15 protein-coding genes and 1 pseudogene are annotated in these 15,915 nt (G+C 64.9%); 10 read left to right on the forward strand and 6 right to left on the reverse strand.

Features of this window, described 5'->3' with window-relative positions; translation table 11 throughout:
* Positions 1–195 (reverse strand): annotated as a pseudogene (locus QM672_RS15040) (taurine ABC transporter substrate-binding protein); the annotation flags it as partial.
* 233 nt (positions 196–428) lie between these two features.
* Between QM672_RS15040 and QM672_RS15045 the strand changes: the two are divergent.
* From QM672_RS15045 to QM672_RS15055, 3 genes are all read left to right on the forward strand, one after another.
* Entirely contained in the window at positions 429–1,913 is a 1,485-nt protein-coding gene (locus QM672_RS15045; RefSeq protein WP_415083471.1) for a PLP-dependent aminotransferase family protein, read from the forward strand.
* Positions 1,914–2,051: 138 nt separating this feature from the next.
* Positions 2,052–2,885, forward strand: coding sequence for a hypothetical protein (locus tag QM672_RS15050; protein WP_367624459.1), 834 nt, complete (start codon positions 2,052–2,054; stop codon positions 2,883–2,885).
* The gene (locus tag QM672_RS15055) at positions 2,878–3,600 is read left to right on the forward strand and encodes a metallophosphoesterase family protein (protein WP_394312208.1); all 723 of its coding nucleotides are present in this window, start codon (positions 2,878–2,880) and stop codon (positions 3,598–3,600) included. The genes QM672_RS15050 and QM672_RS15055 overlap by 8 nt, the downstream gene beginning before the upstream one ends.
* A 15-nt stretch (positions 3,601–3,615) precedes the next feature.
* Here the strand turns inward: QM672_RS15055 and QM672_RS15060 are convergent, their stop codons facing one another.
* Complete coding sequence (locus QM672_RS15060; RefSeq protein ID WP_311944541.1) at positions 3,616–4,374, reverse strand: IclR family transcriptional regulator domain-containing protein; 759 nt, start codon at positions 4,372–4,374, stop codon at positions 3,616–3,618.
* Between the two features lie 121 nt (positions 4,375–4,495).
* Here QM672_RS15060 and QM672_RS15065 point away from each other — a divergent pair, with 121 nt between their 5' ends.
* The 3 genes from QM672_RS15065 to pcaF are packed head-to-tail and all read left to right on the forward strand — an operon-like array spanning position 4,496 to position 7,098.
* A complete protein-coding gene (locus QM672_RS15065) occupies positions 4,496–5,227 on the forward strand; it encodes a 3-oxoacid CoA-transferase subunit A (protein ID WP_367624457.1) in 732 nt (243 codons plus the stop codon).
* Position 5,228: 1 nt separating this feature from the next.
* Positions 5,229–5,897 carry a 3-oxoacid CoA-transferase subunit B gene (locus QM672_RS15070; RefSeq protein ID WP_187829337.1) on the forward strand — a complete coding sequence of 223 codons (669 nt, stop codon included), beginning with the start codon at positions 5,229–5,231 and terminating at the stop codon, positions 5,895–5,897.
* Position 5,898: 1 nt separating this feature from the next.
* Positions 5,899–7,098, forward strand: coding sequence for a 3-oxoadipyl-CoA thiolase (gene pcaF, locus QM672_RS15075; protein WP_415083475.1), 1,200 nt, complete (start codon positions 5,899–5,901; stop codon positions 7,096–7,098).
* A gap of 99 nt (positions 7,099–7,197) precedes the next feature.
* Here pcaF and QM672_RS15080 read toward each other — a convergent pair whose 3' ends face one another.
* On the reverse strand, positions 7,198–8,046 hold the full coding sequence (locus tag QM672_RS15080; RefSeq protein WP_311944548.1) for an alpha/beta fold hydrolase: 849 nt from the start codon (positions 8,044–8,046) through the stop codon (positions 7,198–7,200).
* 152 nt (positions 8,047–8,198) lie between these two features.
* Here QM672_RS15080 and QM672_RS15085 point away from each other — a divergent pair, with 152 nt between their 5' ends.
* Positions 8,199–9,101: a LysR family transcriptional regulator gene (locus QM672_RS15085; protein WP_311944549.1), complete on the forward strand. Its 903-nt coding sequence runs from the start codon at positions 8,199–8,201 to the stop codon at positions 9,099–9,101.
* A 110-nt stretch (positions 9,102–9,211) separates the two neighbouring features.
* Here the strand turns inward: QM672_RS15085 and QM672_RS15090 are convergent, their stop codons facing one another.
* Entirely contained in the window at positions 9,212–10,126 is a 915-nt protein-coding gene (locus tag QM672_RS15090) for a LysR family transcriptional regulator (protein ID WP_311944551.1), read from the reverse strand.
* Between the two features lie 102 nt (positions 10,127–10,228).
* On the opposite strand from QM672_RS15090, the gene QM672_RS15095 reads away from it, so the two are divergent.
* The 3 genes from QM672_RS15095 (at position 10,229) to QM672_RS15105 (ending at position 13,525) form a co-directional block, all read left to right on the forward strand.
* On the forward strand, positions 10,229–11,575 hold the full coding sequence (locus tag QM672_RS15095) for an MFS transporter (RefSeq protein ID WP_415083478.1): 1,347 nt from the start codon (positions 10,229–10,231) through the stop codon (positions 11,573–11,575).
* A 28-nt stretch (positions 11,576–11,603) separates the two neighbouring features.
* On the forward strand, positions 11,604–12,677 hold the full coding sequence (locus QM672_RS15100; protein ID WP_311944553.1) for a tartrate dehydrogenase: 1,074 nt from the start codon (positions 11,604–11,606) through the stop codon (positions 12,675–12,677).
* A gap of 122 nt (positions 12,678–12,799) precedes the next feature.
* Complete coding sequence (locus QM672_RS15105; protein WP_415083480.1) at positions 12,800–13,525, forward strand: haloacid dehalogenase type II; 726 nt, start codon at positions 12,800–12,802, stop codon at positions 13,523–13,525.
* 6 nt (positions 13,526–13,531) lie between these two features.
* Here the strand turns inward: QM672_RS15105 and QM672_RS15110 are convergent, their stop codons facing one another.
* Positions 13,532–14,698 (reverse strand): ABC transporter permease, encoded by a 1,167-nt coding sequence (locus QM672_RS15110; RefSeq protein WP_415083482.1) that lies wholly within the window; start codon positions 14,696–14,698, stop codon positions 13,532–13,534.
* Entirely contained in the window at positions 14,695–15,915 is a 1,221-nt protein-coding gene (locus tag QM672_RS15115) for an ABC transporter permease (protein ID WP_415083484.1), read from the reverse strand. Before QM672_RS15115 ends, QM672_RS15110 begins: the two co-directional genes overlap by 4 nt.

Raw genomic sequence — 15,915 nt, forward strand, 5'->3', positions numbered from 1 at the left:
GAACTGGCGCCAGTCGATCTTGTAGCCGGCCTCCTTGGCGGCGGCGTCGAAGCGGCCGTCGGCGATCGCCGTCACGAACGGGCCGACGATCTGCTGGTAGCCCACCACGAGATTGGTTTCGGCATGGGCGAAGGCGGCACTGAAGAGACCGGCGGCCACCGTCATGGCGCCAGCCATACGCTTGATCAGTCGCATGATCATTCCCCTTTGGCTTGCGGCAACCGGGGGTCCCGGCGCCACCGGCTGTTTTCGCCGGATTTTCACCGGTGCCATCAGACCCGGTCTTATTGGCTTAAGGGATAAATCACGCCGGCCTGTTGCCTTAGAGCCAGTTGGCAAGTTGAATGAGTCCAGTTTGCCGGAGCAAGGCGTGCCCGCACACCCACCGCCGCTCCAGGACATCGCAATACGCGCCAGGGATGGGCAGGATGAGCCAGACGACGGTTTCGGAGACGATTTTCTTCGTCGACAAGGCGAGCCGGATCGGGCTCCAGGCCCAGATCCGGGAGACCGTGGTCTCCTCCATCCTGGCGGGGCGCCTGCGCCCGGGCCTGCATCTGCCGTCGACGCGCAAGCTCGCCGCCTATCTCACCATTTCCCGGATCACGGTGACGCTGGCCTATCAGGAGCTGGCATCGCAGGGCTATATCCAGGCCTCGAGCCGCAGCGCCTATCGCATCGCCGACAACCCACCCTTCAACACGCTGGAGATCGCTGCGCCTTCGATCGCGACGGAGCGGATCGACTGGAGCGCCAAATTGCGCGCGAGCTTCATCGTCGCCAAGCAGATCCGCAAGCCGCTCGACTGGCGGCGCTATCCCTATCCCTTCCTGTATGGCCAGATGGACAGCTCCCTGTTCGATCTCAATGCCTGGCGCGACTGCGCGCGGCGTGCCCTGGCCCGCGAGGATTTCGAGCTGATGGCGGGCGATTTCGCCGCCGCCGACGACGCACGGCTCGTCGACTACATCTGCTCGCGCACACTGCCCAGCCGCGGTATTCGCGCTGCGCCGGACGAGATCCTGGTGACCGTCGGTGCCCAGAACGCCTTGTGGATCGTCATTCAGCTCCTGCTGGGCCGAGGTTCACGGGCGGTGTGCGAAAATCCATGCCATCCCGACATGAGCGCCTCCCTGCAGTTGAGCGGGGCCGACGTCACCGCCATCGACGTCGACGAGGAGGGGCTGCCGCCCGACGCGCTGCCCGAGCAGGTCGACGCCGTCTTCGTGACGCCGAGCCATCATTGTCCGACAGGGGCGACCATGCCTGTCGAACGGCGTGTCGCCCTGCTGGAGGCGGCAGCCCGGAAGGATTTCATGATCGTCGAGGACGATTACGAGTTCGAGATGAGCTTCCTGGCCCCGCCTTCGCCGGCGCTCAAGGCCTTCGATCGCAGCGGACGGGTCCTCTATGTCGGCAGTTTCTCCAAATCCCTGTTTCCGGGCCTGCGCCTCGGCTATCTGGTTGCGCCGGCGGCATTCATCCGGGAGGCACGGGCCTTGCGCGCCCTCATGCTGCGCCATCCGGCCGGCCATCTGCAGCGCACCGTCGCCTATTTTCTCGGCCTCGGACATTACGATGCCCTCGTCCACCGCATGCGCGGCGCCTATCACGGGCGCCACATCGTGATGGCGGAGGCACTCAGGGAGCAGGGCCTGATGATTGCCGGTTCCGCTGCCTTCGGCGGCAGCTCCTTCTGGATCGCGGGTCCCGACGGCCTGGATGCCGACCTGCTGATGGCGGACCTCAAGGAGGATGGCGTGCTGATCGAAGCGGGCTCGCCCTTCTTTGCCAGAAACGAGGGTCCCTGCCGCTTCTTTCGCATGGGCTATTCCTCGATCCACCGCAGCAGCATCGCGCCGGGGGTAGCGCTCACCCGCAACAGCATGGACCGGCTGCGGCCGAGGTCATGAGCCTTTCCGAAGTCCCCGTCACGGCCAAGGTTGTTACGTCACCGAGCGCCCGTGAGACGAACAGCTTCGGAACCAAGTTCCTCAACATCGGTTCCAACAGGGACGATCTACCTGTCACGGCAGGCAAGGGCGGTGGGGATGGCGACAAGCGGCAAGAAACAGGCAGCCAAGGTAAAGCAGCCGCATCTAATGCAGGCCATGGCCGAGCCCTTGCTGCACGACGATGAAGCGGAGGGCTTCGTACAACAGGCCATCCAGGACCTGTGCGCCTGCGATGTGCCGTTTCTGGTGGCCGGCACCTTTGCCGTCAGCGCCTATACCGGCATCACCCGCCTGACCAAGGATCTGGATATCTTCTGCAAGGCGGGCGATGCCCAGCGCCTGCTCGCCTATTTCCAGGCCGAGAACTACGCCGTCGAGATCGAGGACGATCGCTGGCTCGGCAAGGTTTTCAAGGGCAAGAAGTTCTTCGACGTCATTTTTGCCTCGCCCAACGGCACGATGCCGGTGGGAGACGACTGGTTCGAACAGGGGCGCAAGATCCATCTTTACGACTGCAAGGTCGGCATCGTCGGACCGACCGACCTCATCTGGTCCAAATGTTTCGTGCAGATGCGTCATCGCTATGATGGGGCCGACGTGGTCCATCTCATCCTCAAGACGCATGCGCAGATCGACTGGCAGCGCCTGCTCGCGCATATGGAAGTGCATTGGGAGGTGCTCCTGATGCATCTGCTCAATTTCCGCTGGATCTATCCGTCCGAGCGCGACGTCGTCCCGGCCTGGCTGCTGACGGAGTTGCTCGACCGGCTTGGCGCACAGCGGCAATTGCCGCCGCCACAGATGAAGATCTGCCGGGGCCGCATGTATTCACGCATAGACTTCGAGATCGACGTCAAGGAATGGGGATTTGCCGATGTCGGGGGGGAGGGGGACCGCCGCTCTTCCAAGGGACGCAGAAGCGATGAATGACCAGCCAAGGACCATCACGGTGGCGGCCCTGGCCGACCTGCATGTCAAGGACACGCCGGCAGACTCCTATCGCGATCTCTTCAAGGAGATTTCCGAGGCGGCGGATGTGCTGGTGCTGGCCGGGGATCTCACCGATCTCGGCAAGCCGAAACAGGCCGAACATCTTGCCGCAGACCTCGCCGCCTGCAGCATTCCGGTGGTCGCCGTGCTGGGCAATCACGACTATGAGGCAGGCGAAGCGGACAAGCTGGCTGCGATCCTGGAGGCAGCGAAGGTACACCTGCTCGATGGCCAGCATGTCGAGATCGAGGGAGTCGGCTTCGTCGGCGTGAAGGGATTTGCAGGTGGCTTCGGCCGCTTCATGTTGAGTTCGTTCGGCGAACCCGCCATCAAGGCCATGGTGGCCGAGGGCATCGATCAGGCGATGCGCCTGGAAAATGCCATGCGGCAGGTCCGCGCCGATCGGGCGGTGGTGGTGCTGCACTACGCGCCGATCGTCGAGACGGTGCAGGGCGAGCCGCTCGAAATCTATCCCTTCCTGGGGTCTTCGCGGCTGGCCGAAACCATCGATCGCTTCGAGGTCAGCGCGGTCGTTCACGGCCATGCCCATCGCGGGGCCTATCAGGGCAAGACGTCGCGCGGTGCGCCCGTCTACAATGTGGCGGCCCATATCGAAAAGCCGACGGGACGACCATACGCCTTGCTCGAGATCTGAGCGCGCCGGCGGCTTCTATCGCAGGATCGGCTTCAGTTGCGCCTGCACGCCCAGCAGGGCCGGCAGATAGCGTCCGGTCAGATCCGCCACCGGGCCGGACGCCGGCAGGCCGGTGTTCAGCGCCGCGATCACGCGGCCGCGGGCATTGAGGAGCGGCACCGCGACCGAGCGCAAGCCTTCCTCGACCTCCTGGTCGATGGCGGCATAGCCCTGGGCCCTGACGCGTACCAGTTCGGCGATGACCGCCTCGGGATCGGTCAGGGTGCGCGACGTGCGGGCCGGCAGCCTGTTGGTACCCAGAATGGCGCGGGCTTCCGGTTCGGGCAGTCCGGCCAGCAGTACCCGACCCATAGAAGTGCAATAGGCCGGCAGACGCGAGCCCGGCATCAATACCACCGACATCACCTTCTTCTGCGCGGCACGGGCGACATAAACGATCTCGCTGCCATCGAGAATGGAAACCGACGAGCTTTCGCCGATCTCCTCCGATAGCCTGTCCAGCATCGGCTGCACGATCTGCGGCAAGGGCATGGTCGCCAGGCAGGCCGTGCCGAGCCGCAGGATGCGCGGCGTCAGGGTGAAGAACTTGCCGTCATAGTCGGCATAGCCTTGGTGGGCGAGCGTCAGCAGGCAGCGCCGCGCCGTCGCCCGGTCCAGCCCCGAGGCGGCCGAGACTTCGGAGATGGACTGGCGCGGGCGTTCGGCGGTGAAGGTCTCGATCACCGCCAATCCCTTGGCCAGGCCGCCCATGATGTCGCGCTCACTGATGGCCATCGGAGTTCCTTGTGCGATATGTAAACAAATATCATCATATCGCACAAATTGGATTTACGGAATGCACCATCGCGCTTAATTCTGCGCCTCGAGACCGCGTTCGGACCATGGATGGATGGAGATGGACAAGACAGTCGCGAACCTCGCCAGCGCCGTAGCTAAGATCGAGGACGGAATGACGGTGATGATCGGAGGCTTTGGCGGCGCTGGTTCGCCGATCGAGCTGATCCACGCCCTGATCGACCGCTATCGGGCCACGGGGCACCCCAGGGACCTGACGGTGGTGAACAACAATGCCGGCAACGGGCATGTCGGCCTTGCCGCCCTGATCGAAGCGGGCATGGTGCGCAAGCTGATCTGCTCCTTCCCACGCTCGGCCGACCCGGTGGTGTTCACCGACCTCTACCTTGCCGGCAAGATCGAGCTGGAACTGGTGCCGCAGGGCACTTTGGCCGAACGCATCCGCGCCGGCGGTGCGGGCATCCCCGCTTTCTATACGCCGACCAGCTTCGGCACCGATCTGGCGGCGGGCAAGCCGGTTGAGGAGTTCGAGGGGCGCTCCTATGTGCGCGAGCGCTGGCTCAAAGCCGATGTCGCGCTGGTGAAGGCCGAACTCGCCGATCCCTATGGCAATTTGACCTATCGGATGGCGGCACGGAACTTCAACCCGCTGATGTGTATGGCCTCTGCCGTGACCATCGTACAGGCCAGCCGGATCGTAGCTGCGGGCGAGATCGATCCGGAGGCCGTCGTGACCCCCGGCATCTTCGTCCAGAAGATCGTCGAAGTGCCGCATCCGCATCAGGAAGAAGACCTGAATCGCGCCAATGCCGCCTATCCGCTGGAGGCCTGAGATGAGCAGATTGTCGAGCAACCAGATTGCATGGCGCGCCGCGCAGGACATCGCTGACGGCGCCTATGTCAATCTCGGCATCGGCCTGCCCGAGAAGGTGGCCCAGTATCAGCCCGCCGGGCGCGAGGCGATCTTCCACACCGAGAACGGCATCCTGAATTTTGGCGAGAGCCCGGCGCAGGGCGAGGAAGACTGGGACATGATCAATGCGGGCAAGAAGGCGGTGACGCTGAAGCCCGGTGCCGCCTTCTTCCATCATGCCGACAGCTTCGCCATGGTGCGCGGCGGCCATCTCGATGTGGCGATCCTCGGCGCCTATCAGGTCGCCCAGACGGGTGATCTCGCCAACTGGTCCACCGGCCCGAAGGGCGTGCCCGCCGTCGGCGGTGCCATGGACCTTGTGCACGGCGCCAAGCGCGTGGCCGTCATCACCGATCACGTGACCAAGGACGGCCAGCCCAAGCTGCTCGAGCGCTGCACCCTGCCGCTGACCGGGGTGGGCTGCGTCACCCGGGTCTATACCAGCCTCGCCGTCGTCGACATCGAAGGCGGTCGGTTCGTGCTGCGAGAGAAATTGCCCTCCCTTTCCATCGACGAATTGCAGGCCGTGACGGGAGCAAAGCTCCATGTTCCCGGTCCGGTTGCCGATCTCGTCGTTCCGGAGTTGTGACATGACCGAGGTTTTCATCTGCGACTATATCCGCACGCCGATCGGCCGTTTCGGCGGTGCGCTGGCGCCGGTTCGGGCCGACGACCTCGGCGCCGTGCCGCTGAAGGCGCTGATGGCGCGCAATGCCGGCGTGGACTGGCAGGATGTCGACGACGTGATCTTCGGCTGCGCCAACCAGGCGGGAGAAGACAATCGCAACGTCGCCCGCATGTCGCTCCTGCTGGCGGGGCTTCCGGTGGGCGTTCCCGGCACCACCATCAACCGGTTGTGCGGCTCGGGCATGGATGCGGTCCTCGCCGCAGCCCGCGCCATCAAGGCCGGCGAGGCCGGCCTGATGATCGCCGGCGGCGTGGAATCCATGTCGCGCGCGCCCTTCGTGATGCCCAAAGCAGAGAGTGCCTTTTCGCGTCATGCCGAGATCCACGACACCACCATCGGCTGGCGCTTCGTCAATCCGGCGATGCACAAGGCCTATGGCACGGACTCCATGCCGCAGACCGGACAGAACGTCGCGGATGATTTCGGCGTGACCCGCGAAGCGCAGGACGCCATGGCGCTGGCCTCGCAGCAAAAGGCGGCGGCCGCGCAGGCCAACGGACGGTTGGCACGGGAAATCGTGCCGGTCACCATCCCGCAGCGCAAGGGCGATCCCGTGATGGTGGAGCGCGACGAACATCCCCGCGCCACCACGGCCGAGGCGCTCGCCAGGCTCAAGCCGCTGTTCGAGGGAGGCTCGGTCACGGCGGGCAACGCCTCGGGGGTGAATGATGGCGCCGCCGCCCTGATCCTGGCCTCGGAAGCGGCAGCCCAGGCTCATGGCCTGACGCCGATCGCCCGCGTCCTCGGCGGTGCGATGGCCGGCGTGCCGCCGCGGATCATGGGCATCGGCCCGGCGCCCGCGTCGCAAAAGCTGATGGCGCGACTGGGGTTGGCGCAGGGCGATTTCGATGTGATCGAACTGAACGAAGCCTTTGCATCGCAAGGACTTGCCACCCTGCGCCAGCTCGGCATTGCCGATGACGATCCGCGCGTGAACCCGAATGGCGGTGCCATCGCGCTTGGCCATCCGCTCGGCATGTCCGGCGCGCGCATCACCGGTACGGCGGCACTGGAACTGGCCGGCAAGGGCGGCAGGCGCTCGCTCTCGACCATGTGCATCGGGGTGGGGCAGGGCATTGCCATCGCGCTTGAGCGCGTTTGAGGTCCGGCTCCCAATCGCTGTCTGCACCCCGCTCTACGCTGCTTACGGTCACGCCCCGTACGAGGGACGTGGCCACAATGTATGCGACGGCGATTGCCATCAACTCGGATCCACCTGCAGGAACGACAGCACCTCCGCCACGAATTCCTGCGGAAACTCGATATTGCTGAGGTGGACGGCGGGCAGCACCTTCAGCCGAGCCCCGGGAATGGTGGCGGCTATCTCCTCGCTCTTGCCGAGGGATGTGACCGTGTCGAACTCGCCGGCGATGACCAGAGTGGGGGCGGCGATCAGGGCAATGGTGCGGCGCAGGTCGGCGTCGCGTACGGCTGCCCAGTTGCCGGCCAGACCCTGGCGCGACGTGTTCAGCAGCATCTCCCGGAAGGTTCGGATGGCTTGCCCATTCGCTGCGATCATGGCCTTCGGAAACCAGTTGCCGAGGAAGGTTTCCGCCGTCTCCGCCATATCCGGCGCGGCCAGCACCGCGGCGATGGCCTTGTCGAAATAGGCTGCAGGGCCGAGCTGGGCGGCCGTGTTGCTCAGGATCAGGCGCTCGATGCGCTCCGGGGCATGAATGGCGAGCCACTGGCCGACGAAGCCGCCCAGAGACAGGCCGAGGAAATGCGCGCGCTCGATCCCGAGCCAATCCATCAGTTCCAGCACGTCGCGGCCGAGCCGGCCATCGGAATAGGCGCCGGGCGGGACGTCCGAGGCACCGTGACCGCGGAAATCATAGCAGATGACCCGGAAATACTGCGACAATGGCGGGATCTGCAGATCCCACATGTGCAGGGTCGTGCCGATGGAATTGGACAGGATGAGCGCCGGGCGGTCTTCCGGGCCGTCGGTCGTGTAGGCGATCCTGACGCCGTCCCCGGTGGTGAAGAACGACGGGGCTGCCGGCTGTTCGCGATCCTGCATAGGCAGGCGGGCGGTGGCGTTGGTCATAGCGTGAACCTTTCATGCCTGTTCTTTCCGGCGTCACTGCCGGGCCCAGGGAGGCGAAATCCGCCCTCCTCGATGGGGTGTTCAGAAATTAAGGCCGCGCAATTTCGATAAAAATTGAAAAGATATTCTGATCATTGTAATAAAAAATGACAATGTATGCATTCACGCTTCAGGAAATCCAGTGCTTCGATGCGGTGGTCCGCGAAGGCGGCTTTCAGGCTGCGGCCGTCGCGCTCAATCGCTCGCATGCGGCGATATTTGCGGCGATTGCCAAGCTTGAGGCCAATCTCGGCGTCCTGCTGCTCGACCGCAGCGGCTATCGCGTCTCCCTGACCGAGGCAGGCCGCTCGTTCCATCGCAAGGCCCGGTCCCTGCTCGGCGAGATGGAGGCACTGCGTGTGCATGCCCGCCAACTCGCCATGGGCGAGGAGACGCATCTGCGTGTCATACTCGGCGACACCTGCCCCCTGCATGAAGGCCTGCAACTGCTGGGCGGCTTCTTCTCGCAATGTCCGCAGACACGGCTGGATCTGCATTTCGAGACGATCGGTGGCCCGGCGGAACGGCTTTTGGAGGACGAGGCCGATGTGATCCTGCATTGGATCGAGAAAGGTGATCCGCGCCTGGAATGGATCGATCTGGGCCCGGTATCATTCGTGCCGGTGGTTGCCCCGGGGTTTTTGCCGTTCGCGCCTACACGCCGGATCTCGCCCGATCAAATGCGCGGCCTCACCCAATGCATCATCCGCGATACTGCTCGGGCGGCGGCGAAGATGAACTTCTACGTCATGGAAGGCGCGCCGCAATGCACGGTCGCCGACCACGCGATGAAGAAGGAGGTCATCATCCGTGGTATGGCCTGGGGACACCTGCCGCGCTTCATGATCGAGCAGGAATTGCGCGATGGACGCCTTCTTTCCATTGCCGGAAGCGCCTTTCCGGGGGTCGAAACCGACCTGGTCGCTGCGCGGCGACGCGATCGCCCGCACGGTCCCGTCGCCAATCGCCTGTGGAACTATATCGCGACCTACGCTCCTGCTTTGTGGGCGAGCTAGGACGGCTTGCGCCCCTTGGAAAAATACCCTGGCCATGCGTTCCGCAGCTTCAGCGCCTTTTCCGATACGCCGCGGCCATTCTTGATGGTTCCATCAAATTGTAGGAAGCCTCAGGCCGATTCCTCATATCGGGCTAGGTTCCGGTTCAAGACCTCCAGGACCCTGTCCCGGTCCGGATCGCGCGCGCCCTTGAGCCAGGCGATCGAAAGCGGCAGCTTGTTGATCATCGTGCCCGGTTCGACGGCCAATGGCACGAAGGCGACGCCGCTGACCGCCAGGCGGGCGGTCCATTGCGGCACGATGGCGATGCCGATCCGGGCTGCCACGAGATTGACGATGGTCTGCTTCTCATCCGCCAACTGCGCGACCCTGGCCTGAAGTCCCGCTTCGGTGAACAGCTTGATGGTGAGGTCGTGGCTGTGGGGACGGGATCGCCGTTCCGGCACGATGAGTGGCTCGTCCTCGAGTTCGTGGATGGCGACATGGTTCCGCCCCGCCAGGCGGTGCTGGACCGACATCGCCACCACCGCGGTCTCGTGAAACAGCCGGACGGTCTTGATGTGAGGGTCGATAACCTCCGGGGGCCGGATGAAGGCGAGATCGATGCCTCCGGACAGCAAGCGGGGCAGGAGCCGGATGGTCTTGTCCTCGATGAGCTGGGTCGCCATCTCCGGATGAACGGCTCGAAGGTCCTGGAGCAGCATCGGCAACAGGCCGGCGGCAGCGCTGTCGATTGCGCCGATCCGCAGCGGTTTGGCCGGGCTCACGCCCATCGCCCTGAAACGGGTCACGATGTCGTCGGACTGGGCGAGGAGCTGGCGTGCCTGGGGCAGGAGCGTCGCCCCCTCGCTGGTCAAGCTGACATTGCGCGTTGTGCGCAGCAGCAATTGCGTACCCAGCGATTCCTCCAGGAGCCGGATATGCCGGCCCAGTGAGGCCGGCAGCATGCCGAGCTTCTGCGCGGCCCGGCCGAAATGCAGCGCCTCTGCCACCACGACGAAACACCGGAGTTGGCCGAGCTCCACGATCTCCTCCTCCTCCTTCTAATTATACAAAATAATTATATAATCTTGGGAACATTGAAGTCCAGGCCTCCTCCGCGGGAAAACGATGGACAAGCGCAGCAGATGCGCCCTGCAAAAAAATGGGAGGAGATTGTCGTGGCAAGCGAGCTGGAAAGTCGTGTCCTGCGCAAGATTTCATGGCGCATCGTGCCCTTCATCATGCTGCTTTACTTCATTGCGTTTCTCGATCGCGTGAATATCGGCTTTGCCGCGCTGGAAATGAACAAGGATCTCGGCTTCTCTTCGACTGTTTTCGGCCTGGGTGCCGGCATCTTCTTCCTCGGCTACTTCCTGTTCGAGGTGCCCTCCAACCTCATCCTCGACAAGGTCGGCGCGCGCATCTGGATCGCGCGGGTGATGATCACCTGGGGCCTCATTTCCGGCCTGATGGCCTTCGTGCAGGGGGTGGCGGGTTTCTACATCCTTCGCTTCCTGCTCGGCGTCGCCGAAGCCGGCTTCTTTCCGGGCATCATCCTCTATCTGAGCTTCTGGTTTCCCGCCCGTCGCCGCGCCGCTGTCACGGCGATCTTCATGGCGGCCGCTCCCCTGTCCACGGCGCTGGGCTCGCCGATCTCCGGAGCGCTCATGGAAATGCACGGCCTGATGGGGCTGGCCGGATGGCAGTGGATGTTCCTGATCGAAGCCGCGCCGGCGCTGGTCTTCGGCGTCGTCGTGCTGTTCTATCTCACCGATCGCCCCGAAAAGGCGAAATGGCTGACGGAGGAGGAGCGCGCCTGGCTGGTCGCAACCATGGCGGACGAGCAGAAGGCCAAGGGCGCCAAGGCCCATCACAGCATCTGGGCCGGCCTTGCCGATATCCGCGTCCTCGCCTTTGCCCTGGTCTATTTCGGCACTTCAGCCGGCTTGTATACGCTTGGCATCTGGGCGCCCCAGATCATCAAGGAGTTCGGCCTGACCTCGCTGCAGGTCGGCTTCCTCAATGCCATTCCCGCCGTGATGGCCGTCATAGCCATGGTGATCTGGGCTCGTCATTCCGACCAGACCGGCGAGCGTACCTGGCATGTCGTCTTCGCCTGCCTGCTGGCGGCGGGTGGCCTTGCCTTCGCGTCCGGTGCCGGCGGGGTCGTCACAGTCTTGATCGCCCTGACGCTGGTCAATATCGGCATCAGCTGCTCGAAGCCGCCGCTGTGGAGCATGCCGACCCTGTTCCTGTCCGGCCCGGCTGCGGCAGCGGGCATCGCCACGATCAACTCCATCGGCAATCTCGGCGGCTTCGTCGGTCCCTCGATGATCGGCTGGATCAAGGACGTCACGGGCGGCTTTGCCGGCGGGCTCTATTTCGTCGCCGGACTTCTGGTGCTGTCGGCCGTGCTGACCCTGGTCCTCGCCCGTTCGGCCACCAACACACCGGATACGGCCAACACCAATGCCGCCGGCCAGCACCCCTGATCTTCTCTTTTCCCACGGAGCACACAAGATGCGCGAATATTCGATCGCAGCCATTCCCGCCGATGGCATCGGCCCCGAAGTCATCGCAGCCGGCACCACGGTGCTGGCCGCCCTCGAAAGGCGCGACGGCGGCCTGAAGTTCAATATCGAGAATTTCGACTGGGGTTCGGACTATTACAAGAAGCACGGCGTGATGATGCCGGCCGACGGGCTGTCCAGGCTCAAGAAGTTCGACGCCATCTATTTCGGCGCGGTCGGCGCGCCCGACGTCCCCGACCACATCACGCTGTGGGGACTGCGCCTGCCGATCTGCCAGGGCTTCGACCAATATGCCAATGTGCGGCCGACCAAGATCCTGCCGGGGATCACCTCGCCCCTGCGTCAGTGCGGGCCGGGCGATCTCGACTGGGTGATCGTGCGCGAGAACTCGGAAGGCGAATATTCCGGGCATGGCGGCCGCGCCCACCGGGGGCTTCCCGAGGAGGTCGGCACGGAGGTGGCGATCTTCACCCGCGTCGGCGTCACCCGCATCATGCGCTATGCCTTCAGGCTGGCCCGATCGCGGCCGCGCAAGTTCCTGACTGTCGTCACCAAGTCGAACGCGCAGCGCCACGGCATGGTGATGTGGGACGAGATTGCCGCCGAGGTCGCCGAGGAATTTCCGGACGTGACCTGGGACAAGATGCTGGTCGACGCCATGACGGTACGCATGACGCTCAATCCCCGGAGCCTCGATACCATCGTCGCCACCAATCTCCATGCCGACATTCTTTCCGATCTTGCCGGAGCGCTTGCCGGCAGCCTAGGCGTGGCGCCCACGGGCAACATCGATCCCGAGCGGCGTTTCCCCTCGATGTTCGAGCCGATCCACGGCTCGGCCTTCGACATCACCGGCAAGGGCATCGCCAATCCCGTTGCGACCTTCTGGACGGCCGCCCAGATGCTCGACCATCTCGGCGAGGCGGAAGCCTCCGCCAGGCTGATGCGGGCGGTGGAAAGGGTGACGGGATCAGGCATCCTGACGCCCGACGTCGGTGGCACCGCCACCACCAAGGACGTCACCGACGCCGTGATTGACGCGATCCATTCGTCCAACGCCTGAATGACCGGGTGATGATCATGACATTGCCGGGGCTTTCGACTCGAATGAATCGCCGGAATATCCTGGCCGGTGCCGCCGCGGGTGCGACGGTGTTTGCAATGGGTCTAGGCAGGAGGGGTGCCGTGGCTGCGGAGGCTCTTGAAGGCGTGAAGACGCTGACCTTCGACGTGCAGGGAACCTGCGTCGATTTCTACCGGCCTATCATGCGCATGGGTGAGGCGCTCAACCGCGCCAAGGGCATCGCGGTGGATTGGGCGCGTTTGTCGGCCGAATGGCGCGATCTCTATCGCCGCACGCTCGACGAGGTCATTGCCGGGCAGCGGCCGTGGATCCGCGTGGACGCGATCTATCGCCAGGCGCTCGATATCCTGCTGGAGCGCCATGCCTTGTCGGGGCGTTTTTCGACTGCTGAGCGGGACGAGCTCAACACGGTCTGGACGAAGCTCGATGCCTGGCCCGACAGCGTGGCGGGGCTCGACCGGCTCGGACGCAAATACGTGACCTCGACGCTGTCGAATGCCGGCATGGCGGCGGTGGTCGCCGTGGTCAGGCATGCCGGCCTGCCGTTCGACGCGGTGCTCACCGCGGAACTCGCCCGCAGCTACAAGCCGGCTCCGGCCGTCTATCAGCTCGCCGTCGACTATCTCGGCTACCGGCCCGACCAGATCATGATGGTCGCCTGCCACAAATACGACCTCAAGGCCGCCAGGGCTTTCGGCATGCGGACCGCCTTCGTGGCGCGGCCGCAGGAGTTCGGGCCGGATGCCCGGCCCGATGTCTCGCCCGAGCCCTGGTTCGACGTCCATGCCGGCAGCTTCACCGAATTGGCCGACAGGCTCGGCGCCTGAAACAGCTCAGGCGAGGGCGGATCGGGCCGCCTGGCGCCGCTGGCGTCGCCATTCGAGCAGGATGGCGAGCAGGGTATAGCCGGCGGCGAGCACCCACAGGCCGAGGAACTGCACCCTGACATCGTCGATCGAGGCGCCCATCTCGACCACCTGGGTCATGCCGGTGATGGCCATGCTGCCGGGAATGAGCTGGGCCACAGCGCGCAGGACGGGCGGCACGGCCTCGATCGGCCAGGAAAAGCCCGAGAGAAAGAAGAGCGGCATGCCGAGGGCGGCGGCCGTGAGCTGCACGGTCAAAGGCGAGCGCAGCATCAGCCCGATCACCATGCCGAGCGCGCTGACCGACAGCACGAAGGGCAGGGCGAGAAGCGCGATGGTGCCGAGGGCGCCCAGCCGGGGAATGTTGTAGAAATAGGGAAGCACGATGAAATAGAACGGCACCAGGAGCGCGGCCACGGCCAGGTAGGCGGCGAGCTTGCCCAGGACCGTGGCGGTTGCGCCGACATTGGGGATGCTCTGGCCGGCGACGCCGGGCATGCCGGCGATGGTGGCGAGCAGGCAGACCGCGATCAGCAGGGTCTGCTGCATGATGATGGTGAAGGCGCCCGGCAGCACATAGGTCGCGTACCCGCCCTGGGGATTGAACAGGGGAATGGAGACGAGCGGCATCGGGCTGGTCGCCGAAGCCGCGACCGCCGGGTCGATGCCAAGCCCGATCAGGCGAGCCGTCTCGACTTCCGTGCCATAGCTGCGGGCCACCGTATTGACGGCGCCGGCGACGCGCGAGTTGATCAGAAAATAGCTGGCGTCGGAATAGAGGGAAATCGGCGAGGCGCGGCCATGCAGGAGGTCGCGCTCGAAATGGAGCGGGATCACCACCGCACCGGAGAGCGTGCGCTTGAAGACTTCGCGCTCGGCGGTGGCGAGGTTGGGCAGGGCCATCGCCACCGCGACGTCCGAGGAGGCATCGAGCCGCCGCGCCAGTTCGCGGCTGGCCGTGGTGCCGTCGAGGTCCACCACCGCGATCGGCACGTCGCGCAGCGCCTCGTTGCGATAGGGCTGGGGATAATAGACCGCATAGATCAGGGCGGCGACGAACAGGGTCGAGAAGATCGCCTTGAGCGCGAAGATGCGTCCCAGCTCGTGCCTGAAGGTCTTGAGGATGCCGCTCATGCCCGCGCCTCCGCCCGCGCTGCCAAGGCGGCCCGCTTTTCAGCCTGGGTATGCCGGCCCATCAGCTCCAGCTTGAGGCCGGACAGCAGCGCCAGGCCGATGACGAAGGCGAGCAGGATCGCGATGGGATGCAGCGACAGATCCGGCGGCGTGCCCCGCAGCGTCTGGTCGATGCGGGCGGTCAGGTACCAGGTGCCCGGCAGTCCGGCGCTCCACCAATAGGCGAAGGCGTTCATGCCCAGGCGGGGGAAGCCGATCCCCATATAGCCGAAGGCGGGTGAAACGATCAGTGTTGCCAGGCTCAGGGCGGAGGCGACGGGCTTGATGAACAAAGTCAGCACCAGGCCGTAGAACTGGCAGGCCAGGATATAGAGCGTGCCGGCCGTCAGCAGCAGGAAGGGATTGCCGCGCAGCGGCAAGCCGAGGAGGCCGAACAGGACGGCGTCGCCAAGGCCGAGCACCCCGAGGAAAATCAGCGTGTAGGGCAGCATCTTGCCGGCCAGGGCCGGCCATAGCCCGTTGCCCAGCCGGCGCAGGATGCGCAGGCGATGGCGCGTTTGCGTATCGAGGCCGACGGCATAGACCGAGGACAGCACGATCACGATCTGCAGCACGGCCGGCATGATGCAGGCGAGCAGGAAATGAGCGTAGTTCAGGGTGGGATTGAACAGGGCCTGCGTCTGCACGGGGATCGGCGTGATCGCCTGCTGCGCCGCCGCCGCGAGCGTGCCCCGGCTGGTCCGCAGCGAGATGCGCACGGCCCCCTCGACCGCCGGCACGGCGTTGTTGACGCCGCGCGAGGCAAGGCCGCCGGGGGTCATCAGCTGATTGTTGTAGAAGAACACCACCTGGGGCTGGCGCCCGGCAAAGACATCGCGCTCCAGGTTCTTTGGCAGCATCAACAGGCCATAGATCTGGCCGGACTGGATGGCCCGCTTGCCTTCGCCGAGATCGGCGACGCGCATGCCGATCGCCGTGTCGGGCGTGGCATCGACGGTGCGGATGACCTGGCGCGACAAGTCGCTGCCGTCGAGATCGAGCACCGCGATCGGCAGGCGGGTCACCAGGCCTGCGCTGAAGGTCACCGACAGCACGCCGATCAGGATCAAGGGTATGATCGTGGTCAGGCACAGCAGGAAGGGGCGGCGGCGCAGCCAGGCGAACTCCCGGCAGAACACCAGCCAGAAGCCGGCTCTGATGCGGCCAATACCGGTCAT

It is taken from the genome of Labrys sp. (in: a-proteobacteria) (assembly GCF_047605565.1).
In the GTDB taxonomy this organism is placed as follows: Bacteria; Pseudomonadota; Alphaproteobacteria; order Rhizobiales; family Labraceae; genus Labrys; species Labrys neptuniae.

Coding starts and splice junctions, on each gene's coding strand:
- QM672_RS15085 (WP_311944549.1), top strand. CDS start 8,199: ATGTATGCATTCACGCTTCAGGAAATCCAGTGCTTCGATGCGGTGGTC.
- QM672_RS15060 (WP_311944541.1), bottom strand. CDS start 4,374: ATGGCCATCAGTGAGCGCGACATCATGGGCGGCCTGGCCAAGGGATTG.
- QM672_RS15100 (WP_311944553.1), top strand. CDS start 11,604: ATGCGCGAATATTCGATCGCAGCCATTCCCGCCGATGGCATCGGCCCC.
- QM672_RS15110 (WP_415083482.1), bottom strand. CDS start 14,698: ATGAGCGGCATCCTCAAGACCTTCAGGCACGAGCTGGGACGCATCTTC.
- QM672_RS15065 (WP_367624457.1), top strand. CDS start 4,496: ATGGACAAGACAGTCGCGAACCTCGCCAGCGCCGTAGCTAAGATCGAG.
- QM672_RS15045 (WP_415083471.1), top strand. CDS start 429: ATGAGCCAGACGACGGTTTCGGAGACGATTTTCTTCGTCGACAAGGCG.
- QM672_RS15050 (WP_367624459.1), top strand. CDS start 2,052: ATGGCGACAAGCGGCAAGAAACAGGCAGCCAAGGTAAAGCAGCCGCAT.
- QM672_RS15070 (WP_187829337.1), top strand. CDS start 5,229: ATGAGCAGATTGTCGAGCAACCAGATTGCATGGCGCGCCGCGCAGGAC.
- QM672_RS15115 (WP_415083484.1), bottom strand. CDS start 15,915: ATGACCGGTATTGGCCGCATCAGAGCCGGCTTCTGGCTGGTGTTCTGC.
- QM672_RS15055 (WP_394312208.1), top strand. CDS start 2,878: ATGAATGACCAGCCAAGGACCATCACGGTGGCGGCCCTGGCCGACCTG.
- pcaF (WP_415083475.1), top strand. CDS start 5,899: ATGACCGAGGTTTTCATCTGCGACTATATCCGCACGCCGATCGGCCGT.
- QM672_RS15080 (WP_311944548.1), bottom strand. CDS start 8,046: ATGACCAACGCCACCGCCCGCCTGCCTATGCAGGATCGCGAACAGCCG.
- QM672_RS15095 (WP_415083478.1), top strand. CDS start 10,229: ATGCGCCCTGCAAAAAAATGGGAGGAGATTGTCGTGGCAAGCGAGCTG.